The 22,752-nt window shown below is 39.0% G+C and carries 18 protein-coding genes and 1 tRNA gene; 1 reads left to right on the forward strand and 18 read right to left on the reverse strand.

The genetic code is table 11. The features are described from left to right. The first annotated feature begins 61 nt into the window (after positions 1 to 61). Entirely contained in the window at positions 62 to 1,123 is a 1,062-nt protein-coding gene (locus DUT69_RS09250; protein ID WP_113652947.1) for an endonuclease/exonuclease/phosphatase family protein, read from the forward strand. Positions 1,124 to 1,580: 457 nt separating this feature from the next. Here DUT69_RS09250 and DUT69_RS09255 read toward each other — a convergent pair whose 3' ends face one another. The 18 genes from DUT69_RS09255 to DUT69_RS09340 form a co-directional block, all read right to left on the reverse strand. Further along, positions 1,581 to 2,603 (reverse strand): LLM class flavin-dependent oxidoreductase, encoded by a 1,023-nt coding sequence (locus DUT69_RS09255; protein ID WP_113653448.1) that lies wholly within the window; start codon positions 2,601 to 2,603, stop codon positions 1,581 to 1,583. 99 nt (positions 2,604 to 2,702) lie between these two features. Further along, positions 2,703 to 3,476, reverse strand: a complete 774-nt coding sequence (xth, locus tag DUT69_RS09260) for an exodeoxyribonuclease III (protein WP_113652948.1) — start codon at positions 3,474 to 3,476, stop codon at positions 2,703 to 2,705. Between the two features lie 244 nt (positions 3,477 to 3,720). Beyond that, positions 3,721 to 4,848 carry an aldo/keto reductase gene (locus DUT69_RS09265; RefSeq protein ID WP_205314243.1) on the reverse strand — a complete coding sequence of 376 codons (1,128 nt, stop codon included), beginning with the start codon at positions 4,846 to 4,848 and terminating at the stop codon, positions 3,721 to 3,723. A gap of 294 nt (positions 4,849 to 5,142) precedes the next feature. Then, positions 5,143 to 5,394: a DUF3253 domain-containing protein gene (locus DUT69_RS09270; protein WP_113652949.1), complete on the reverse strand. Its 252-nt coding sequence runs from the start codon at positions 5,392 to 5,394 to the stop codon at positions 5,143 to 5,145. 111 nt (positions 5,395 to 5,505) lie between these two features. Then, entirely contained in the window at positions 5,506 to 6,204 is a 699-nt protein-coding gene (locus DUT69_RS09275) for a DUF1826 domain-containing protein (RefSeq protein WP_113652950.1), read from the reverse strand. Between the two features lie 137 nt (positions 6,205 to 6,341). After that, complete coding sequence (locus tag DUT69_RS09280) at positions 6,342 to 8,090, reverse strand: HAMP domain-containing sensor histidine kinase (RefSeq protein ID WP_113652951.1); 1,749 nt, start codon at positions 8,088 to 8,090, stop codon at positions 6,342 to 6,344. 40 nt (positions 8,091 to 8,130) lie between these two features. Next, positions 8,131 to 9,258, reverse strand: a complete 1,128-nt coding sequence (locus tag DUT69_RS09285) for a sensor protein KdpD (RefSeq protein ID WP_113652952.1) — start codon at positions 9,256 to 9,258, stop codon at positions 8,131 to 8,133. Positions 9,259 to 9,518: 260 nt separating this feature from the next. Continuing rightward, positions 9,519 to 10,589: a porin gene (locus DUT69_RS09290; RefSeq protein ID WP_113652953.1), complete on the reverse strand. Its 1,071-nt coding sequence runs from the start codon at positions 10,587 to 10,589 to the stop codon at positions 9,519 to 9,521. Positions 10,590 to 10,710: 121 nt separating this feature from the next. Next, positions 10,711 to 11,274: a K(+)-transporting ATPase subunit C gene (locus tag DUT69_RS09295; RefSeq protein ID WP_113652954.1), complete on the reverse strand. Its 564-nt coding sequence runs from the start codon at positions 11,272 to 11,274 to the stop codon at positions 10,711 to 10,713. Between the two features lie 19 nt (positions 11,275 to 11,293). Next, positions 11,294 to 13,324 carry a potassium-transporting ATPase subunit KdpB gene (gene kdpB, locus DUT69_RS09300; RefSeq protein WP_113652955.1) on the reverse strand — a complete coding sequence of 677 codons (2,031 nt, stop codon included), beginning with the start codon at positions 13,322 to 13,324 and terminating at the stop codon, positions 11,294 to 11,296. A gap of 7 nt (positions 13,325 to 13,331) precedes the next feature. Then, complete coding sequence (gene kdpA, locus DUT69_RS09305; protein WP_113652956.1) at positions 13,332 to 15,050, reverse strand: potassium-transporting ATPase subunit KdpA; 1,719 nt, start codon at positions 15,048 to 15,050, stop codon at positions 13,332 to 13,334. 36 nt (positions 15,051 to 15,086) lie between these two features. Further along, positions 15,087 to 15,164: a potassium-transporting ATPase subunit F gene (locus tag DUT69_RS19555; RefSeq protein ID WP_113653450.1), complete on the reverse strand. Its 78-nt coding sequence runs from the start codon at positions 15,162 to 15,164 to the stop codon at positions 15,087 to 15,089. A gap of 255 nt (positions 15,165 to 15,419) precedes the next feature. Further along, a complete protein-coding gene (locus DUT69_RS09315) occupies positions 15,420 to 16,757 on the reverse strand; it encodes a sigma-54-dependent transcriptional regulator (protein WP_113652957.1) in 1,338 nt (445 codons plus the stop codon). 263 nt (positions 16,758 to 17,020) lie between these two features. Further along, on the reverse strand, positions 17,021 to 17,998 hold the full coding sequence (locus tag DUT69_RS09320; RefSeq protein WP_113652958.1) for a PorP/SprF family type IX secretion system membrane protein: 978 nt from the start codon (positions 17,996 to 17,998) through the stop codon (positions 17,021 to 17,023). A gap of 1 nt (position 17,999) precedes the next feature. Next, on the reverse strand, positions 18,000 to 18,821 hold the full coding sequence (locus tag DUT69_RS09325; RefSeq protein ID WP_162796233.1) for a T9SS type B sorting domain-containing protein: 822 nt from the start codon (positions 18,819 to 18,821) through the stop codon (positions 18,000 to 18,002). A 128-nt stretch (positions 18,822 to 18,949) separates the two neighbouring features. After that, positions 18,950 to 19,693 carry a hypothetical protein gene (locus tag DUT69_RS09330; protein ID WP_113652960.1) on the reverse strand — a complete coding sequence of 248 codons (744 nt, stop codon included), beginning with the start codon at positions 19,691 to 19,693 and terminating at the stop codon, positions 18,950 to 18,952. 11 nt (positions 19,694 to 19,704) lie between these two features. Continuing rightward, the gene (locus DUT69_RS09335) at positions 19,705 to 22,323 is read right to left on the reverse strand and encodes a DUF11 domain-containing protein (protein WP_162796234.1); all 2,619 of its coding nucleotides are present in this window, start codon (positions 22,321 to 22,323) and stop codon (positions 19,705 to 19,707) included. 304 nt (positions 22,324 to 22,627) lie between these two features. Further along, a tRNA-Arg gene (locus DUT69_RS09340) sits at positions 22,628 to 22,701 on the reverse strand. Positions 22,702 to 22,752: the final 51 nt, after the last annotated feature.

A 22,752-nucleotide genomic window follows, 5' to 3' on the forward strand; every position in this document is an offset into this window, starting at 1 on the left:
AATCGCGATAATACTATCTTAGCGCAGCTTTTAAAAGCGCTATAAAACCTATCTGCCGAAAATGATACGCGACATATTATTATATACAAGTATTTTCACCATTCTATCTACATTAATTCCCTTCATTCGACACGATTTTTGGATTTTCAGGGTTTTCGAATATCCGCGTTTGCAGAAATTGGTATTAAACGTTGGTTTGGTTTTAGCGATTTTTTTATTTGCTTTCCCCGTTACAATAACAGACAAAATTGTTTCAGCTCTCCTATTAGTAAATCTTGGCTATTTAATTTTCTTAATCTTCCCGTTTACGATTTTCGGCAAAAAGCAAATAATTAGCACAAGCGACACCAATAGCAAAAACAATTTAAAGTTATTTATTGCAAATGTTTACCAAGAAAATAAAAAAGCAACGGAATACTTGAAACTGATTGACACTTATAACCCTGATGTAGTTTTGATGGTAGAAACGGACGATTGGTGGGAAAGTAAAATGGATGCGCTTATACCAAAATATCCGTACCAAATTAAGGCACCTTTGCGTAACACATACGGAATGATTTTTTACTCGAAGTTCGAGCTGTTAGATGGTAATGTTAAATATTTGGTTAAAAACGATATTCCTTCCATAGAGACTTTAATAGACCTTCCGTCTGGGCAATTGGTTAAACTTTACTGCTTACATCCAGAGCCGCCAGTACCGCAAGAAAATCCTCGTTCTACAGAACGCGATAAGGAAATTCTTTTAATAGCCGAAAAGGCAAAGGAAAGTAAGTACCCTGTAATTGTTATGGGCGATTTGAACGATGTTGCTTGGAGTTATACTACAGAACTTTTTGGTAAAATTAGCGGTTTGCTAGATCCACGCCGTGGCAGAGGATTTTTCAACTCGTTTAATGCAAAATATTTCTTTCTACGTTTCCCTTTAGACCATATTTTTTGTTCCGCAGATTTTGCGCTGAGTTCTATAAAAAGATTGCCTAACTGTGGATCAGACCATTTTTCTATGTGTGTTGATTTATGCTACAACCCGAAAGCAGAAAAACATAACAATGTTCCGGTAGCAACGCAAGAAGATAAAGAATTAGCAGATGAAAAGATAAATGAGCGTACAAGCGAAAAATAGTAAGGACCCAAATATCTATCCCTTTTGCAATTACGGAAGCTTGAGTTCAAAATAGAACTTGCCCAACTTATATTTTTTGCTAAGGATAGTCGCGTAGCACACGGTAATGTCTATAGCTTAAGCAAAATGTAAATTCAGCAAAGTAAATTTATGGAAATCTTTAGTTTATATAAAATCACTTAAATATTTGTATCATAAATATTTAAATCAAATAAGAAGCGATGAATATTTAAAGCCCATAATATTTTGATGCTTCAGCTCAAAAAACTAAGACCATCAACCCTAGGCAGTTAGAAATCCCAAATTATTAACCATATAAACCGAAACAAAACGAAACCTAATAAATTTTATAATATTAATTTTCAAATATTTACAAAAACCATTTTAACTAACACTCTATATTAGTTTCATCGCTAAATAACAAGCTATCGCATATACCGATTCGTTCGACTCTTAACTAGCGCCATCCCAGCCCAGGAGCAACATGTTCTAAAATTGAAGAAAGAACGTGAACGTTGTAGTCTACACCTAAAGTATTTGGTACCGTCAAAAGCAAGGTGTCGGCTTCCGCTATTGCCTCATCTTGCGCAAGCTCCTTTATCAGCTGATCGGGTTCCGCTGCATATCCCCTTCCAAATACAGCCCGTTGAGTTGGCTCTATGTAACCGAAACTATCGGCACCTTTGCTTTGCTGACCAAAATAATACCTATCCTGGTCGTTCATTAATGCAAAAATAGAACGACTTACCGATACTCTAGGTTCATGTTGGTGGCCTGCTCCTTTCCAAGCTTCTTTATACAATCTTATTTGTTCTGCCTGCTGAATATGAAAAGGCTTACGGCTTTCGTCAAACTTAAGGGTAGAACTTTGTAAGTGCATCCCGTTTTCAGCTGCCCAAACAGCGGTGGCATTAGAGGCTGCACCCCACCAGATTCTTTCTCTCAAACCGTTCGAATACGGTTCCAGACGAAGCAATCCAGGAGGGTTGGGAAACATTGGGTTTGGATTGGGTTCGGCAAAACCTTTTCCATCTAAATGCTTCAAAAACTCTAAAGCTTTTTTACGGCCCATATCGGCATCCGTTTCGCCATCGCTGGGTGCGTAACCAAATTTTCGCCAGCCATCAACCACCTGCTCTGGCGACCCTCTGCTAATGCCCAATTGCAGTCGTCCTCCAGAAATCAAATCTGCAGCACCAGCGTCCTCTACCATGTACAATGGGTTTTCATAACGCATATCGATTACACCAGTGCCAATTTCAATGGTGTTTGTTTTGGCCCCAATTGCCGACAGTAAGGGAAAGGGCGAGGCAAGTTGCCTTGCAAAGTGATGAACCCGGAAATATGCGCCGTCCAAACCAATCTCCTCGGCAGCAACGGCTAGGTCAATAGATTGAAGCAAAGTATCGCCAGCAGTACGGGCTTGGTATGATGGATGATCGGACCAATGGCCGAAAGATAGAAATCCTATATTTTTCATTTCTTTACTATTTAATACGAAGTTAATCATCCTTAGTTAGCTGGCTGGTCACCTATGAGTCATAACAAAAGTTGATTTGCATCTATTAAAGTGATAAAATTACTCGTCTCGAAGTACAATCCACACCGGACAATGATCGCTGGATTTCTTCCAGCCCCTTACATGCTTATCAATGCCTCCGGCGGATAACCGTTGTAGAACTGTTTGGTTAAGTAATAAATGATCTAAACGTAGGCCGGCGTCGCGATCAAAAGCATTTCGCAAATAATCGTAGAACGTGTAAATGCGCTCATCAGGATAAAGCTTTCTGATGGAGTCTGTAAAACCTTGTTTCAATAGTTTCTCATAAGCTTTCCTTATCTCTGGAAAAAAGAGCGCATTAGCTAAATATTTTTCCGGTTTGTACGTATCAAGTTCGGTAGGGATTACGTTAAAGTCGCCAACAAGGAGTACGGGCAAATCAAATGCAAGTAATTTTTTTGCATGGGAAGAGAATCTTTTAAACCAACTAAGTTTATAATCAAACTTTGGTCCGGGTGCCGGATTTCCATTTGGCATATAAATACAACCGATTACCATGCCAAATACAAATCCTTCAATGTAGCGGGATTGCTCATCTGCTGGGTCGCCATTCAATCCTCGTTTAGTTTCCTTTATTTCTTGTTTAGCTAAAATGGCAACTCCGTTCCAGCTTTTTTGACCTTGAAAAATAGAGTGATAGCCAGCCTTTAAAAGCGCAGATTGAGGAAAGTCTTTGTCTTGACACTTAAGTTCCTGCAAACAAACTACATCAGGATTTGATTCCTTAAGCCAACGCAATAGCAGCGCAAGCCTACCATTAATTCCGTTGATATTATAGCTAGCAATCTTCACTGAATGTTAACCCCTAGGATGAAGTTTTGTTTACTAAAAAGTATACCAGCAGATTTAAAAAATTAAAAATGTCCCGATTAATATCAGGACATTTCAAGCATTACTCAAAATCATTAGATATGTTAGCAATTTCTGCGTGGTCATTTTATGCCTACCTCATAACACGGTTAACCTAATCGTTTTGATAAACTCAAACAATAAGTAAATAAGGCTTACGGCCGGTTTATTGATGAACTAGGTATGATTATCCCGGTGTTTCAGCCGATGAAGCGATAAGGTTTTCCCTTTTAAGTTCATCCCAAAATTGCTTTGGAATAGAAGCTTCGAAAGAATTTGCATTAGCTTTTGATTGCACTGCATTCCAAGCACCTGGAATAACGCCAGAAACTACTTTTGGAGCTGCTGCAAACTGTAATGCCGCAGTACGAAGGTCTACATTATGCCTAGAAGCAATGTTCTTTAGCTTTTCAAGTTTTTCTCTGGAACCAGCCGGGAAGTCGCCACTGTAGTCGTAACGGTTTACTCCAGCTAAAAAACCGGCGTTAAGCGGTGCACCTACCACTACCGAAATTCCTCGGGCATCACATAACGGAAACAGTTTTTCAAGTGCATCTTCATGTTTGATCAAGGAATACTGCGTAGCAGAGAGAAAAATATCTGGATCTGCTTTTTCGATTGTTTTAATTGCTGGTTCCAGCGTATTAACACCCAGCCCCCAGCCTTTAATAAGCCCTTCCTCACGCATTTTAGTAAGTTCCGGCATTGCTCCCTTAAGGGCCACATCGAAATATTCCACCCATTTCTCTTTCATATCGCCGTTGTCTGGCGATAAGTCATGGATGAATACGATATCAAGGTACGGTAGCCCTAAACGCTGCAAACTATCTTCAACGCTTCTACGAACACCGGCCGCAGTATAATCATATTTATAGTTGAAATTGAGCTTACCTTTCCATATCCCTTGCTTCAGTACAAAATCCTTATCAGCAGTAAGCATTCTACCTACTTTTGTAGAGAGCGTATAATCTTCACGTTTCTGATTACGCAAGAAATGTCCAAAACGGCGCTCGCTTAAGCCGAGGCCATACCATGGAGAGGTATCGTAGAACCTCACTCCAGCTTGCCATGCGGCCTCAAGTGCCTCATAAACGTCCTTATCCGGATTTTCATGAAATCCATTCCCAGCCGCCACCCCGCCAAAGCCTGAAAGTGTAAGTGGACGATAGCGCTGTTCTTTATTTGTTTTTTCTGCCATAATTAATTGATTAAACGTACTACCGATTGCCGGCATGGCGACCGAGGCCAATATTCCTGCCGATGCAATGGTTGATTGTGATAAAAATTTTCTCCTGTCCATATCGGTAGTTTTCAATGGATTTGTTTTGTTATATCATTCTTTAAGCAACTTTAATTTATCATTAATTGTCACAAACAAGACCTTAAAGTAATTTTCGGCATACGCATCGCTTTTGCGTACAGTTAAGTCATCTTCTTTAAGGTTCCTAAGCAACCTAGATAATCGTTATTAATAAAGTATATTGAAGCTGATTTTGTTTCGATTACGTCCATTGATTTTTTTAAACTGAATGGCTAGTGTCGTCAAATGGAAATATGCTATCATCAATTTGCGCAAGATAAAGCCAGTTTGCAATACATTTAGCTGAGCTTAAAGCTTGCTGATTTTTATTCTGATTGGACCTTCTATAAAGTCTGTTGATACCGGAATGCCATTTTGGGTAATAATTACTTTCCCGAGCTTTTCGAGAGCTATTGCTACCTTACGTATTTGTTCCATATGCGAATGCCAATCATTTTGAAAAAGCATTCTGGCAATTTCAGATGGGCATACGCTTTTAAGCAATCCACGTTCTCGAGCAATCGCTAAGATCTTGTTAGATATGATTGTATTTGTAAACATACCCACTGAACAAACTAAAAACGTAATTGATTTTAAATAGCTATTTCTAGCTAATCCTCGTATGCGTTCTCAAATTTGTATTGGGAAAGATTCAACTTACTTTTGTAAATTTCAGCAAATCAAAAGCAGCCTGTATTCACCGTGGTTTTCTATAGGTGCTCTGTGGATACAGGGTAAAACAACTTGCCCCGGATGGTCGACTGCTAATTTCCACAGACTACCTAATCCTAAATTATACGGATTTGCGCCGGGTTTTTGGAGATAGTGAAGATCAAAAAAGTTTTCGCTAAGAAAGTTTTCAAAGCCAATTTCCGCACCATCATAGAGTTGTTTTAGCTTAAGGCGAATTTCAGGATTCAGAATTTTCTGTTCGGCCTGATCATTTGGCAAAATATCACTTGTGGCACCATAATAAGTGCATAAAAAAGTAGCTGTTTCTACAGGCGAACGATCTACGTGATAAGAATACACATCGGTTGAAATGAAATCCAAACCTGTATCACGTTCATAATTTTTAATTAAATTAAGTGATGGTGATGCACCTGCATCCGACAATAACCTTAAATCTTCTAGAATAATATTCCTTGCCAATTCACCATTATCAGTAAGGGACAAGTTTAGCAACTCATCAACCGAAATATTGGTAAGATCATCTCTTAGTTCAAGTTTTGAAACAATTTCTCTGAAATCCCCTACCAGATTTCTTTGCCAACAAATCGCATTTACTGTTTGCAGAAATGGTGTATTTATTAGTTCATGAAAGGTTGGAACCATACTCACCTGCGGGTTTTCACTAACTTGATTGTTCATTTTTTAATCGGCAATTTATTATTTAATCTGCAATAGCTAACGCTTATTTGAATGTTGAATTGGAAAATATTAATCCTTTGCAAAACTAAGACATAAACTGTACGATTCTCAAATAATGCAGTCAGAAACAACTTAAATTAACTTTTAGGCAACCTGAATCCAAAAGTGCTTCCTTCGCCAACCGAACTTTCTACCCAAATTTCACCTCCCTCTGCCTCTATAAAATCTTTTGAAATGGCCAGACCTAAACCAGAACCAGATTTATTTTGTCCATCGGTAGGTACTTGAAAATAGCGATCAAAAAGACGCTTACAATACTTCTCCTCAATTCCCTTTCCAAAATCCTTAACCGAAAATTCGATTGAATTATCCTTAGAAAGGACGTTTATAAGCACTTTAGATTGTTCTGAACTGTAACGTAGCGCATTTGAGAGAAAATTAACCAGTACCCAAACCGTTTTCTGAACATCTACATTTATCTCAGGGAGGTTACTTTCAGATTTAAGTTCCAATTGGATCAATTTCTGCTCAGCTTGAAAATTTACCGCATCAATTGCAAACTTTGCAATATGTTCCGGTTTAGCCATCGCAAAATTGAGTTTTAGATTACCACTTTCTACCTGAGAAAGATCTAACAGCTCGCTAGTTATTTTTAGCAACCTATCGCTATCTTCTTGTATATGCGTTAGCAGTTCCATTTGCTCATTGTTTACCGCCCCAATTCTATTGTCGGTTAACAACTTCAAACTCATCTTAATAGAAGACAATGGCGTTTTTAGCTCGTGAGACACGGTGGCTATAAAATTGGTCTTTGCCTCGTCAAGCTCTTTAAACTGCGTAATATTCTTAAGCACATATACTTTACCCGCCGACTTACTCGAGGTGGAGATGGGCTCAGCCTCATCGCTTTGGATATTCGGAATTACTATTTCTCTTGATTCCAACTCAAAATAGGATTCCCGCTCATCTGCAAATATTTTCAAGAGCTTGTTATCCTGATTAAGTTGAGTGACGCGTCTTAGCAAATCGTTCTTTTTCGCTAGTTCTTCTACATTCTGACCAATGGTTTCTTTCTCGTTAACTTCCAAAAGTTGAGCCGCCAATTTGTTAAGAAATAACACCTCTCCATTTTCATTAATACCGATAATTGCATCCTGCATTTGAGCGATAATGGCTTCAATCCTTGATTTCTCGGACTTTAGTTTAGAAATATTACTATTTTCCCAGTCGTGCAACTTTTTTGCCATGCTGTTGAAAGATACAGCCAATTCAGAAAACTCATCGTTATTATTAAAATGAAGTTTGTGCAAATAGTTTCCGTTGCCTACCTGTTTTATTGCGCTACTGAATTCAGCCAAAGGGTTGGCGACAAAGCCAGGAAAGTTAAAGATAAACGTAAGCAGCACTACAAAACAGCAAGAGGCTGAAAGGGCAATAAAAGTCTCGGCACGAGAATATTCTTTATTAGCAGATTCATTTTTATTACTAATAGCTTTCATGTTCAGCTCTTCGATATCCCTAAGCGCATACCGTATTTCCCTTTCTAACTCTTTAGCAGTTGTGGACATTGCATTGTTAGTGAATTTACTGTAAGCAACTCCCAATCGTTCTACTGCCACTTTCTCTCCCGGTTCTGTAATATTTCGCTTTTCCAGATTAAGATTTTTTTCGAAAAGTTCTGCATTTTGCTTAGACAATGGTCGTTCTCCCTTATCGAGCGCCTCTCTCATTTGAGACACGAAACCTATAGATTCATAATTGTCTTTTAAAATAAACTTGGCCTTTGAGGATATAGAGTTGAGAAAAAAAAGTGCAATAAGTCCGAATGCAAGTATAATAATAAATAAAAAGCCGAATCCTGCACGCAGTTTGGTTTTGATTTTCATGTCTTATATTTTAATTTCTAAAATTACCATTAATTTTATGCTAGGATAAAACTACTATATCAACATCCCTAGTTGCCATACTACGGAGCAATTGGTTGAAGATAGCCGTTCGAAGAATAATCTGAAAAATATTGAGATGTGGTTTTCCGATACAGATCGTAGTAATATCTCGCTGGGCTACCATAGCTATAATTGCCTGCGGAATATGGTTATTGGTAACCTTTACAACTTCTGCTCCCAGCTCTGTTGCCAACTTAAAGTGATTGATCAAATGGCGCTGCTTATCAAGCCGAATTTTATCCAAACGCTCTCTATCGCTCTGCACATAAAGAACAATCCACGGAGAGTGATAGTAAGAAGCCAACCTTGCCGTTTTTCTTATAACGATGCCTGCTGTTTGGGCATTTGATGAAATGCAGGCCAAGAACTTCTCGGAACGGAGTTTGATCGATCTGGGAATTTCAACGTGGATTTTACGCTCTATTTGATGTACTGCCTCTTTCAATGCCAATTCTCTTAGCTGAAGAATCTTATCGGGCTGGAAAAAATTTCCTAATGCTTGCGCTATCTTACTTTTATCGTATATCTTACCTTCCTTAAGTCTTGTAATTAGCTCGTCGGCTGTTAGGTCAATGTTTACAATCTCATCGGCTATTTCCAATATCTTATCTGGAATTCGCTCGGTTATGGTGACGCCGGTTATCTGTTCTACTTCCTCGTTTATACTTTCTAAGTGTTGAATATTTACTGCCGAGACTACACTGATACCTGCCTCGAGAATATCAAACACATCCTGCCAGCGTTTCGAATTCTTACTTCCTTCTGCATTTGTATGCGCAAGCTCATCAACAATAACAATCTCTGGGCGTCTATTTATAATGGCTTGCACATCCATCTCCTCTAAAAATTTACCGCGATAGAAAATATTTTTCCTGGAAATAATCGGAATCCCATCTACAAGCATCTCGGTTTCAACTCGTTTATGTGTTTCCACATACCCAATACATATATCTAAACCACTGTTAAAAAGTGCATGCGCTTCCTGGAGCATACGGTAAGTTTTGCCAACGCCTGGGCTCATGCCTAGGTATATCTTTAGCTTTCCTCGTCTTGATTTTTTTACAAGGTCTAGAAACCTACCGACCGATTCTTCTCTATTCTCTTCCATGAGTTTACATTAACTATTGCATAAAAATCGTTCTATTTTATAATACTAAGCCCAAGGATCAATAAAACAACAAGAACAAACAAAATGAGCTTCAATATTTTTTACGGCTTTTCGAGATCGGTATCACCTTATAAATTTGAAACGTTTTTTTACAAAAACAACGAGCCAGATGCAATCGTTAAAGGCACTAAGCTAATCACAATTACACGATTAATTTAAGTTTAGTAAAGACACTATTTATTTTATTAGCAACCACAAATTTAGAAGGATACCGCAATGCTCGCAGTAATTGATGCATTATGGTTAACCAATCCCAAATCTCTTGTAAAAATCCTGTCTTTGCTGTCGTAAACCTTACCCTCTAACCTAACTACTGCATTACTAATGGGCGCATAGTCTATGTTTAGCGAGTAACCCGTGGTACGGAAACCTTTGTCGGTTCCGGTGTTGATAAGCATACCGTCGGGGTCCTTATAATATTCAGCTCTTGCTGCAACGGCAAATTTTGGGTCTAACTTATACTGTGCAATAAGCACTGGAGATATGATCTCGCTTTTTTCGGACTGTCCTTTCACCTTTTGTTGCGTGGCGTAATCAAATCCAGCCGTAAGCCCAAACTGATCTGTTAACTGTGCAATTGCATAAAAATTATGATAAAATCTGGCTACTGCTACTGCATTTTCACCTTCTTTACCTAAATAATTACTATAGTTTAACGTCAGTTTTCCAGTAGGTTTATAACTCAGTTGCATTCCTCCAGCAGGTTTGCTGTTGCCATTAGTTCTATTAATCTTTTGCCAACCGTTTAGGTAAAGTAAGGTTGCTGTAAATTCTCCGTCTGCAGACGCATAGCTAATTTTGGCACCAGATTCATAGTAGGGCGTATTTTCAGAAGATATATTTCTTGTAAGTACCCAGCAATCTTTTGAGATTGCACTCTCGAAACCGATGTGAGACGAAAAGATGCCTGCATCAACCCATATGTTTTGTGTTTCACTTAGCCTTAGCCCAGCATTTGCCTCAAAAATATTTTTCAAAACACCAGGTTCGGCAGCCAAGTTTGCATTAGTATAGGTACCTGCCATAAGTGCCACATTTGCCCGTACCCCGCCACTATCGTAGGCAGCTTTGATAAATCCAAGGTTCAAGTTAACCTCGTTATGTCTGTTGTGCGAATAGACAAAGCTTGGGCGATTGTTATCCAAGGGCTTGTTAAAATCATATCCGTAGTAAGTTTCCAGATACCCGCTAACTTTAATTTTTGCAGTTTCCTGTGCATAAGTAAATATCGAAACGGCAATAGCTATCGCCGTAAATATTATTTTTTTCATAATGTTAATCTTCTTTTTATTATATATGGGATGTTTTAAAAATAGTTGTGGTGTGGCATTTTTATCGCTGGATTATGGCAGGCAACTGCATAGCAACCAAGCTCGACACGCAAGATCAATTTTAGTTAAGCTCGTCGAGGGCCAGGTTTAGTTTAAGTACATTTACAGAACTTGGTCCAAACAATCCCAAAATTGGTTTATTAGTATTTTTAACAACCAACTCGGCAACTTTGCGAACGTCAATTTTTCTTATGGTGGCTATTCTTTTAATTTGGATGATTGCACCCTGTTCAGAAATATTTGGATCAAGCCCACTACCAGATGCCGTTACCATATCAGCCGGAATATCTAACTTTTTGATGCCAGGATTATACTTCAATAAGGTGTCTATTCTGTCAGAAACCAATTTCAGGTAATCCTCGTTAGAAGGGCCTTTGTTTGAGCCTGCCGATCCTGCAGCATTGTAATCAACTGAAGAAGGTCGCCCCCAAAAATATTCAGGTTTTGTGAAGGACTGTCCGAGCAGTGCATAGCCAATTACTTTTCCGTTTCTTGTAATTTTTTCTCCACCTCCATTTCCGCTGCTCATCTTTCCTGCCAAGGCAATGCTCAATGGATATAATATGCATAAAAGCACCATTAGAACTAATGTTAGACGTATTGATTGCGTGATATATTTTTTCATTTTTTTTAAATTTTACAGCCTAAACAAAAAGGCCAATAAACAAATCAATTAATTTGATGCCGATAAACGGAGCTACCACACCACCTATACCATAGATAAAAAGATTTCTTCTTAATAGTGCTGTTGCACCAATGGGTTTGTAGGCAACACCTTTTAACGCCAACGGGATAAGTATGGGGATGATAATAGCATTAAAAATTACAGCAGACATGATTGCACTTTCTGGGCTGTTTAATCCCATGATGTTTAAGGTTTGCAAAGCAGGGATCGAGGCAATGAAAAGTGCAGGAACTATGGCGAAATATTTTGCAACATCATTTGCAATAGAAAAAGTAGTTAAGGTACCTCTTGTAATTAGAAGTTGTTTTCCAATTTCTACAATCTCAATCAATTTGGTAGGATCATTATCTAGATCTACCATGTTACCAGCCTCTTTTGCAGCTTGCGTACCGCTGTTCATTGCAACACCTACATCTGCCTGCGCAAGTGCCGGCGCATCGTTGGTTCCATCTCCCATCATGGCAACTAATTTCCCAAGAGCTTGTTCCTCCTTAATGTAGTTCATTTTGTCCTCGGGCTTTGCTTCCGCGATAAAATCATCTACACCAGCTTTTTGGGCTATATATTTTGCCGTCAGTGGATTATCACCAGTAACCATTACCGTTTTTACGCCCATTTTGCGCAAACGCTCAAAACGCTCACTGATACCAGGTTTAATGATGTCCTGCAATTCTATTACGCCTAATGCTTTTTCATTCTCGCAAACTACCAAAGGTGTTCCGCCATTGGTAGAAATCGCTTTTACCTGATCTTCTATATCCATAGGGAAATCGTTTCCTGCTTCCAATACAATATTTCTTATCGAATCGTAAGCTCCCTTGCGAATTCTTCTACCGTCCGTCGTATTTATTCCACTCGAACGAGTTTCGGCTGTAAATTTGATGAACTCAGCTCTATTAGGCGCAGTTTCCAGAACGATGTGTCCTTCGCCTTTGGCCAACTCAATTATCGACTTGCCTTCTGGCGTCTCGTCGGCTAGTGAACTCAGTACACAAGCATCTGCAAACCTTCCGATAGTTACGCCGTTAGTGGGATAAAAACTAGTTGCTTTTCGGTTTCCGATAGTTATTGTCCCTGTTTTGTCTAATAATAGCACATCAATGTCGCCAGCAGTTTCAACAGCTTTACCAGATTTGGTAATAACATTGGCTCTCAGCGCCCTATCCATTCCGGCAATACCGATGGCCGAAAGTAATCCGCCAATAGTTGTTGGAATAAGACATACGAAGAGAGATAGTAATGCTGCGATGGTGATAGGCGTATTGGCATAATCGGCAAAGGGTTTCAGTGTTACGCAAACAATAATGAACACTAAGGTGAAGCTGGCCAAAAGTATTGTCAATGCAATCTCGTTTGGTGTTTTTTGTCGGGATGCACCTTCAACCAAGGCAATCATTTTGTCTAAGAAGCTTTCGCCAGGTTCGGTAGTTACCCTTACTTTAATCTGATCGGACAGCACTTTTGTTCCCCCCGTTACTGATGATTTATCACCCCCCGATTCTCTGATAACTGGAGCAGATTCGCCAGTAATTGCCGATTCGTCAATTGTTGCTATTCCTACTATAATCTCTCCATCTGTTGGGATAGTATCACCAGCTTCGCAAATAAAAACATCGCCTTTTTTAAGCAGGTTAGAAGAACGAATCGCTGTCTCTCCGTTTTCCAAAACCAACTTCGCTGGCGTTTCCTCACGGGTTCTGCGTAAACTATTTGCCTGTGCCTTTCCCCTCGCCTCTGCAATGGCCTCGGCAAAGTTTGCAAACAAGACAGTTAGCAACAGTATTAAAAAGATAAAAAAGTTGTATAAAAATGAGCCTTGCCCTTCGTTGCTGATGGAGTAAATAGTTACATAAGCCATTATCAGGGTACCAATCTCAACGGTAAACATTACCGGGTTTTTGATCATTATACGTGGGTCGAGCTTAACCAACGATTGTTTAAGTGCAGTTTGCACCAAAGCGGGTTCAAATAATTTATTGTTAGTTTTCATTTCTAGGTTACTTTATCATGGTAAAATATTCTGCGAGAGGGCCAAGTGTTAAGGCAGGAAAATAGGAAAGAGCATTTAACACAAGGATTACCGCAAAAGTCATCAGGGCAAAGGTTTTTGTATCCGTTTTTAGCGTACCTGCAGATTCTGGAATGAACTTTTTGGAAGCAAGCAGACCTGCAATAGCAACGGGTCCGATGATTGGTAAAAATCTACCGAGAAAGATAATCACACCTGTAAGCACGTTCCAGAAAACGTTATTATCACCAAGACCTTCAAAACCAGAACCATTATTAGCGTTGGCAGAAGTTACCTCATATAGCATTTCAGAAAATCCGTGAAAGCCAGGATTATTGAGCCAGGATTTGGGCTGTACCGCCCAATCTGCACCGGCAACATTCGTAAAAACGTAGCTGGACATTGCCGTTCCAGTTAGTATTAAAAATGGACTGAGCAAGGTTATAATTGCTGCAATTTTGATTTCTCTTGCTTCCACCTTGTGCCCTAAAAATTCGGGCGTTCTACCAACCATCAGACCCGATATAAATACTGCGATAATCAAATAGATAAAAAAGTTAAGCAAACCTACCCCGCAACCACCGTAGAATGAATTTATCATCATTGCAAGTAGTTGCCACATGCCGGTAAGCGGCATAGTACTGTCATGCATCCCATTTACCGAACCGGTTGAAATTACAGTTGTTATAATGCTCCAATAAGCGGTTGCCGTAGGCCCAATCCTAACCTCCTTACCTTCCATTGCTCCTGTAGATTGGGATATACCCATTTTGGCGATTGCAGGATTTCCGCCGATTTCAGAAGTGATGGCGGGTATAAGCAATAGTAAAGTACCAATGGTCATCACTCCAAAAATCATCCACGAAAATTTTCTCTTTCTTATAAAAAAGCCAAAAGCTATAACCATTGCTAAGGGAATGAGCATTTGTGCAACTATCTCAACTGTGTTGGTTAAATAGTTTGGATTTTCAAATGGGTGCGCAGAATTTGCACCGAAATATCCACCGCCATTAGTGCCTAGATGTTTTATCGCTATCATTTGCGCAGCTGGACCACGTGATACATTAACCGTATCTCCCTGCATGGAGATAAACTGATCCTTACCATCGTAGCTTGCTGGTGTGCCATTAAATGTTAACAGTAAAGCAACAATTATTGCAACTGGTAATAAAAGACGAGTGATGGATCGCACAAAGAACTCCCAGAAATTACCCAGTTCAACGGTAGTTTTATCCCTAAATGCCTTAAACAGTACCACTGCCGCGGAAATTCCGGTTGCTGCACTAACAAACTGAAGAAACATCAGTACAAATTGCTGCGTTAAATAGCTCACTCCACTTTCTCCTGAGTAATGCTGAAGATTGGTATTCGCTACGAAACTGATGATGGTATTGAAAGCTAGGTCTGGAGCCATACTGGGATTTCCATCCGGATTTAAAGGTAATTTACCTTGCAGTATAAGTACAAAAAAGCCGTAAACCAGCCATAAGATATTAATGGTAAGCAGTGCCTTTAGATGCTGTTTCCAATTCATCTGTTCTTTAATATTGATGCCGGATAGTTTATAAATTCCGTTTTCAAGCGGTTTAAGGAAATCCGTCCACACCTTTTCTCCCGCAAAGACTTTGGCAAGATACTTTCCCATAGGGATTGCAATTACCATTGTAAGTAGGAACGTGGCAACGATGCCGAGTAGTTCTGTGTCCATTTTTTTTAAATTTTTAATGCTCGAAAAGAGCGTCTGTTAAAATTTTTCGGGTTTGATTAGTACGTAAACCATATACAGGAATACAAGTACAGAGATGATGAATAATGTGGTCATGTGCTGTTAGATTTTCTCGAACCAGTCGACTGATTTGTACATCGCCCAACTGAGCAATAGGATTACGAGAGTTAGAATAATGGTCATAATTTTAAATGTTTAAACCTACTTACCAACCGACGTACCACAAAACATGAAACCTCTATAAAAATCTATGAAACAGCTAGATATAAAATCTAACCCCGGATTTAAAAAATAGGACATAAAAAAACCCTTCCAAAATGGAAGGGTTTTTTTCATATTGGAGCTGAGCTCTTAAAATGTAGATATCTGATATTCTTCAATCTTTCGGTAAAGCGTGGTCAATCCGATTCCGAGTAGCCTTGCCGTTTCAGTCTTGTTTCCGCGTGTATAAGAAAGTACCTTTGTAATATGCTGGCGTTCAATTGTTGCCATTTCCATAGAATTTTGAGGTATCGGTTGATTGTGAAACTCGTAAGGTAGCAGTTCTGGACCGAGCGTATTGCCAGTTGCTAGGATTACTGCACGCTCGATTATGTTTTTTAATTCTCTGACATTCCCTTTCCATTGATGGGCGTAAAGAAAATCAAGGAATGCACTATCCATGGTAACCTCCGATCGGTTTACCTTTGCAGTAAACTCCTTAAGATAATATTTGGCTATAGTTGCAATATCTCCTTTACGCTGTGACAAATTAGGCAGATCAATTGAAAATACAGAAAGCCTGTAGAAAAGGTCTGAACGAAATGTTCCTCTTGCAGAATCTGCTCCCAGATCCCGATTGGTGGCCGCAATAATCCTAACATTAACGTTGCTGGTTTGTGTATCTCCAACTTTAATAAAAGTTTGGCTTTCCAATACTCGCAAAAGTTTCGCTTGCAAATCGATATTCATTTCACCAATCTCATCAAGAAATAGCGTGCCTTCGTTAGCCTCTTCCAGTAACCCTTTTTTATCTTTATTTGCACCTGTAAAAGCACCTTGTTTATAGCCAAACAGCTCACTTTCTAACAGTTCGGGATTAAAACCACTACAATTAAGGGCAACAAAAGGTTTTAGCCTTCTTGATCCGGCGTGGTGTATAGCCTGCGCAAATACTTCTTTACCGGTGCCCGTCTCCCCTAATAGTAAAACGGTAGTATCAGTTGCAGACACACGTTGAGCCAGCGCAATAGCCTCTTTTATTGCTGGTGAATTTCCAAGAATACTGTCAAAACTGTATTTTCGAGCTACCTTTTTCTCTAAATCAAAAACTCTAACCTGAAGTTTGGCTTTTTCAGTTGCCTTATACACCAAGGGGATAATTTTATCATTATCATCGCCTTTAGTAATATAATCAAAGGCACCGTTCCGCATGGCGTTTACTCCATCCGCTATTGTGCCAAATGCTGTTAGATTGATTATTTCGATGTAGGGACGAATTTTCTTTAGTTCACTAACCAATTCAACACCATTAGCGTCGGGCAGTTTCACGTCACTAATTACCACCATCACCTCATTTTCCTTCAAAAGCTTTAAACCTTCTTTGGCAGTTGCCGCTTGCAGCACTTTATAACCTTCTAATTCGATTATCCTTGCCAAAAGACTTCTAATCTTAATTTCATCGTCGATAATGAGTACGACATTTTCCATGATAATTATAAACAGTTTGGGACAAATATAGCTTAAGTTCTATTATCCTTTTTAAAATTAGATTGGCAATAAGCATCAAATTTCGGCATTCAGTATCAGCGTGAGCTTTTAAAAAACCTTAAAACTCCCTCTATAACAACGATAAAATAGAAAATTGTACAGTTAGATGATGTGATGTAGCAACTTATGGATTCAGAGTTCCAGTAATAAATGAGAATACAAATTAAAGGCCAATATTATTGCTTATTGATTTTAGCGAGAAATTAGAAATAACAGAAATTTAATCGTCTCTCCTTCTCCGTAAAAAAATTCCAGCTTATAGAAATTTCATGGGTAGAATTAGCATAACCAGATAAGTTGCTCATGCTATGATCGTAAGAATAGCCCAGTCGCAAATTCTGACTAACAAATATTTCGGTCATTCCAATTAGCGCATTGCTACTACCAATATTACCAATTAGAGCAGGTTTCTCATACAATTTAATGCCGGTTCTGTATCCCATTCCCAACCAAATGGTTTGCTTAAATAGAAAAAAAGCATTTACATCAAGCAACGTCGGCCCCTTTATATCGTCTTTAATTAAGAAGAGAGGTTTAAAATCCACAACGTAATCTACAACAGGAATAAGCATGCCTCCGGTTAAATAAAAATGTGGTCTTGGTGTCGGAAAGTTGTAATCTAAAGATTTTTTATCCAGCACATATTTACCAATCAAATTATTAACTGATGCACCAACATACATGTTTCGAGTAGAGAAAAACACACCAGCATTAATATCTGGAAGAACTTGCTTAACTGCACCATTAGGTACATAGTTGTCTCCCTGGTCGCGTGGATTTAACATATTTCCATCTAAGGTAGATTGCACAATGCCCAAGCCTAGACCAAAAGCTAGCCTCGAAGTGCCATCTTCGTTAACCGGTAAACGGTACGCATAATTGGCAAAAGCCGATATACTTTTCTGCGCACCTAGTTGTTCTGCATTTACAATCATCGATAAGCCCACCCTTTCATTAGGCATAAGTGCATCTGCAGCTAAAGAAAAACTTCTTGGCGCTCCTTCAACGCCAGCCCACTGATTTCTGTAGGTTGCATTTATATTTACACGCTCTCGGTATCCGGCATATGCAGGATTGATATAGATGCCGTTGAAAATATATTGGCTATACTGCGCATCCTGCTGAGCTGAACATGGGCCCGCAATGAACAGTAAAAAAATAAACTTGATTAATTTACACATATCAATCTTTTATCAATGTAATCCAACTTATTGTGCTTCTTTCTTTACCATCTTTTTCTTTCACCTTTAATAAATAGTAGTAAGTGCCCTCGTTAAGTCCGTTTCCATTCCAGTCGTTTTTATAAGGACCTTTGCTCCTGTACACTTCACTTCCCCATCGGTTAAAAATAGACAAGCTATGTTCTGGATAAATTTCTAATCCATCTATGTACAACACATCATTTTTACCATCGCCATTAGGTGTTATTACATTAGGTACCGCCACTTTTCCGATAATCTCCTTTACATCTGTTGATGAGTTATTTGCTAAATTAGGGTCAGGCTCAACGGCTGTTACGTTAGCTGTGTTAGTTACCCTTCCAGCTTTAATGGCTGTAGTTTTTATAGACAATACCATTTTCTCGTTATTAGCCAAGGCCGGAATCTTCCAGGAAATATCCTGACCGACTACATTCAATGTTCCGGCCGGTTCTCCGGTAACTCCCAAATATTTAAGGTTACCCGGCAACCTATCTATCACCTCAATTCCTGTTGCATTGCTATTGCCATTATTATGTATCGAAATTTGATATTCGAAAGTTTCTCCAGGCCCAACATACCGGGCTTCTGATACTTTGCGAACTTCAAGGTCCGCATATTCAATTATTAATAAAAAACCATCCGAAAGATCTGATTTGCATCCCGATTCGTTTATAGAAACCACCTGGTATAAGCCTGCCACGCTTGCAACATATACTGCTTCGGTACCATTAGGCATAGGCTTTCCATCTCGATACCATTGGAACGAGTAAGATCCAGCCTGATCTCCTACTGCAAATTTCACTGAAGAACCCAAAGGGATCCTAACAACATTAGGCTTTGCTTGTGCAAAGACTAAATTAACATGCAGTACGAAAAATGCCAGTAATATATACCGGTTAAGTTTCAAACTTTAGTCTGCAAAAATTAAAATTATTGTATAACGATGGTAGGTTTAACAGGCTTTGGCGTTACCGTTACGGTTTGCGTAGCTGTTGCAGTAACTTCACAACCTTTATTATCTCCTGATTTTAGCACGCCTGTATTAGCAGTAGTTTTTACATACTTTACCGTAGCATTAAATACGTAGGTACCTGCGCCAGTAGTTGTAAGCGTAAAATTATTTACATCTGTTTTTGAGGCATTATCAGAGCCGATACTTGAAAGCGGAGTAACATTTGCTCCATTTTTGGTGGCCGACCAAACATATTCATACTCAATGCCGGCTGGTAGAGGATGAAGTGGTGTAGTGGTTGCCGTAATTATAGAACTTAAAGTAGCATCTTCTCCGCAATAAGTTGCCTTATTTGTAGTTAAGGCAAGTGTTTTGCTAGGTAGTCTATATACTTGAAATGCATCCGACATATCGCCCAAACAGCCCGCCACAGATTCTATTCTACTTGTATAGTTGTTAACACCATGATTAAGAGAAGTAGAGGTAATAATATCTGTTGAGTTAGGCGTACCATTGTAGGTGTTAACAATAACCTCGGTTCCCTCCAAATACCAGTGTACTTTATCGCCATTTACGAGCGTAGTTTCTTCAGGGGTATGCAATGTAGCTGTTCCACCATCACATAAATAAACTGGGTAATAGGTTGTTTGCGCCTTGGTTGTTGCATTTAAACCAAAGATAATGCTAAATGCTACTAGGATTGATTTGATAATGATCTTCATTGTTGTTTTTATTAATTGTTTAATTGAATATGTGCTTTTGTTGGTTTCGGCTGTACATCCACAGCAATTGATAGACTTTTTGCTTGGCTACAGCCCGTGGTTAAATCTTTAACCGATAGCAATTTATATGTGAATACACCCACGCTTGTTAATGGTACCGTAACTGTTGCAGTATCAGAACCAGTAACTGTTGAGACCGTGAGCGGCGCTCCATCGTTAATACTGTAGCTAAATTCGAAGGCATTTAGTGCGCTCGAACCCTTAAATGTGATTACAGGGTTATCAGTAGCGTCTACACAAACATTTAACGGACCAGTCGCGGTAGCATCTGGTAATGTGTTGGATCTTACGATTACATTGGTTTGCGTTCTTTTGGTATTTAACGTTTTAATATAGAAGTTGTAAATACCAGTACTAGATAGGGTTCCGCTTACTGTTCGAATTCCAGAAACATCTTGTAAACTTAATACCGGAGGCAACGCAGAGTTTTCAAATTGTGTTCCATCCGCAGATAACGGGTAAAAAACCGGATTGATGGCACTTCCTTGGCATAAATCCTGGCCATTAACCGTATTATATTTAATGTTGTTGCATAAGCCCGTGCCCGACGAGGATCCATTTAAACATTCTTCATCCGCATCTATCGATTCTGCCGGATTATTGCCTGTTGCATCTGGATCGCTTAAATCTGCCGGCCTTAAGATGCTCGCTTTAACATCTGCGAATATTTGATTATAATTACCTGCAAAATTGGCGACAACTAATACATCAATTGTTCCTTGGTTCGGAATGTTGAGCAAAGCAGTGTATTTTTGCGCAAAAGTAGTTGCATTATTTACTACCACTCCTGTACTTTGATTATTCGTTGAAACCGAATTAATGGTTAACCCAGTCGGCAAAGCAATGGCTAATTGCGCTCTATCGACAGCCGAAGGACCGTCATTCTGAACCCGCACGGTGTAAGTAATCGTTCGATCTGAAAAATATTTTGATAAATCTGGATTAATTGATTCTATTTTTAAATCTGCATGCCGAATTTCAATGTTGACCATTTTTGTGGTTTTACCACTCTCGATATAGGTCCAAGTGTCCATGGAACGTTCGTCGCCAAATTGATTGTTTTCGCTATAAGCACCAAACTTATGCCCATTAACCTTACTGCTTTGTCCTGTTAAATTAGTTACCGGATTAGAACTATTACGCCCCGGCACACCCGCATTAGTAATGTTCACATCATCCCAGTAAACAATATCGCTATACTCTGATAGGACGGTATTTAATGGATTTACTTCATACGCGGTGGTGTTCTCTGTTAGTTCAATAATAATTCCCTGAGGATTGATTTCCATATCAATGTATGGAAAATGCACTTCTGCCGACCTTAAGAAAGTTTCTACCAACGGCGTAATGGGGCCAGGTGGCAACAAATTTCCATTGCCATCTTTTACGTCCCAAAATACTTCATTATATCCTTGCACTGCTGCGCCGTTGATAATACGATTGGCGCCGTTTACCACTGGAATAGTTATTTGATAACTACCAGGTGAAGAAGCAGTAAAAGTAATTTTCGCTCCTTTATAACCAATCTTCCCTTCTGTACCTTCTACACCAGCAAATTTCAAATCGGTAATAATGGGCAGTACGGCATTTCTTTTTAGCCAAGTAGATTGATTCGCCGCCGTTACATAAGCGGCTCCACTTTCGGGTAAATCTGCATTAGGCTTGTTATAAAAAATCTTATGGGTTTTGTTTAAGGTGTTATCGAGTGTTCTTGGATCATGAAGACCAGAAAGCGCAATCTTGGTAGAGGCATTTAAACTTTTGTAAGTAGCTACCCCATTTACAGCAAAACCATTATTGTTAGAAAAAAAAGTGAAAGCATAGCCATTATTGCCATTGGTTTGTACACGGTAAGCTCTTCCATCTTCGGTAAGAACATAATTAGTTACATAAAAACCTTTTGAGCTATTGGTAAAATTGTTTCTAATCCCCAGATTCAAAACATTGGTATATACACGCCCATTTATCCAAGCCGATCCTGCAACATTTCTTACAGAAACATCCCAAGCTGCTATGTAATTTGAATTTGTGTTGGTCTGTTGATTCCAATTCCCATTTGCCAATACATCCGGTGGAGTAATATCGCTACTGGTTCCATTTCCAACAGGCGCTAAAAATTCTACGCTCCAAACCCCTTCTCTTGCCGTTGTGACAGAAATACTGATTGGTGTGTAGCCCAGCCCCGGTCCTTGTAACTCGGCAAATCTGTTTGGAATAAGACCTACATTATTATTTACATTGTAAGTGGTGCTGATTCCATCCGGTGATGTTACAATTATCCTTCCATTGTTTACACCAATAGCACTTGATGCAACCGCAATTGTTTCGCCTGCTTTTGCATAAACAAAATGAGCACCTCGGGTTTTGAATGGAAAACGATCTGTATAATTAGTTGGGTCGACGTTTGCGTACAAAAAAGCCCTATTACCCTTTGCGTCAGCAGGGTAAAAATCTTTGCTACCCTCTGCATAACTAGGGCCAGCAAATAAAGAAAGTAAAACAAAGGCTATACAACACAGCGGTAGCTGTGAAGCCAACAATGATAGCCTCAATAAACTTAGTAACCTCATGCAATACATATCTCAAAATGAGCATGCACCGCAAAAGCGTGACTGCGCTAAACAAAACATAATAGGTAATAATCTGCAACTAAAATAGGAACAATATTTGATTAAGGTAATTATTTCTACAATTTGTAGAAATAATTACTCTGCAAATTTCAATTTACGTAGAAAATATTACCCAAAAATTTATAATACTGTAATAAATACAACAAAATCTTAATCTTAGCTAAATCTATTGCAATCTTTTGTACTCAGCGCCGGAGTCGAACTTTTTAAACGAAAAAAGCCTTAGATTTCTCTAAGGCTTTTGTACCCCCAACAGGATTCGAACCTGTGACCTACGGTTTAGAAAACCGGTGCTCTATCCAGCTGAGCTATGGAGGCATCCCTAAACAAACAAACGAATTATCGGTTTAGTGGTGCAAAGATATAATT

It is taken from the genome of Pedobacter namyangjuensis (assembly GCF_003313325.1).
Taxonomy (GTDB): Bacteria; Bacteroidota; Bacteroidia; order Sphingobacteriales; family Sphingobacteriaceae; genus Pedobacter; species Pedobacter namyangjuensis.

Coding starts and splice junctions, on each gene's coding strand:
- DUT69_RS09330 (WP_113652960.1), bottom strand. CDS start 19,693: ATGAAGATCATTATCAAATCAATCCTAGTAGCATTTAGCATTATCTTT.
- DUT69_RS09335 (WP_162796234.1), bottom strand. CDS start 22,323: ATGAGGTTACTAAGTTTATTGAGGCTATCATTGTTGGCTTCACAGCTA.
- kdpB (WP_113652955.1), bottom strand. CDS start 13,324: ATGAAAACTAACAATAAATTATTTGAACCCGCTTTGGTGCAAACTGCA.
- DUT69_RS09270 (WP_113652949.1), bottom strand. CDS start 5,394: ATGTTTACAAATACAATCATATCTAACAAGATCTTAGCGATTGCTCGA.
- DUT69_RS09290 (WP_113652953.1), bottom strand. CDS start 10,589: ATGAAAAAAATAATATTTACGGCGATAGCTATTGCCGTTTCGATATTT.
- DUT69_RS09250 (WP_113652947.1), top strand. CDS start 62: ATGATACGCGACATATTATTATATACAAGTATTTTCACCATTCTATCT.
- DUT69_RS09295 (WP_113652954.1), bottom strand. CDS start 11,274: ATGAAAAAATATATCACGCAATCAATACGTCTAACATTAGTTCTAATG.
- kdpA (WP_113652956.1), bottom strand. CDS start 15,050: ATGGACACAGAACTACTCGGCATCGTTGCCACGTTCCTACTTACAATG.
- DUT69_RS09285 (WP_113652952.1), bottom strand. CDS start 9,258: ATGGAAGAGAATAGAGAAGAATCGGTCGGTAGGTTTCTAGACCTTGTA.
- DUT69_RS09255 (WP_113653448.1), bottom strand. CDS start 2,603: ATGAAAAATATAGGATTTCTATCTTTCGGCCATTGGTCCGATCATCCA.
- DUT69_RS19555 (WP_113653450.1), bottom strand. CDS start 15,164: ATGACCACATTATTCATCATCTCTGTACTTGTATTCCTGTATATGGTT.
- DUT69_RS09280 (WP_113652951.1), bottom strand. CDS start 8,090: ATGAAAATCAAAACCAAACTGCGTGCAGGATTCGGCTTTTTATTTATT.
- DUT69_RS09275 (WP_113652950.1), bottom strand. CDS start 6,204: ATGAACAATCAAGTTAGTGAAAACCCGCAGGTGAGTATGGTTCCAACC.
- DUT69_RS09315 (WP_113652957.1), bottom strand. CDS start 16,757: ATGGAAAATGTCGTACTCATTATCGACGATGAAATTAAGATTAGAAGT.
- DUT69_RS09320 (WP_113652958.1), bottom strand. CDS start 17,998: ATGTGTAAATTAATCAAGTTTATTTTTTTACTGTTCATTGCGGGCCCA.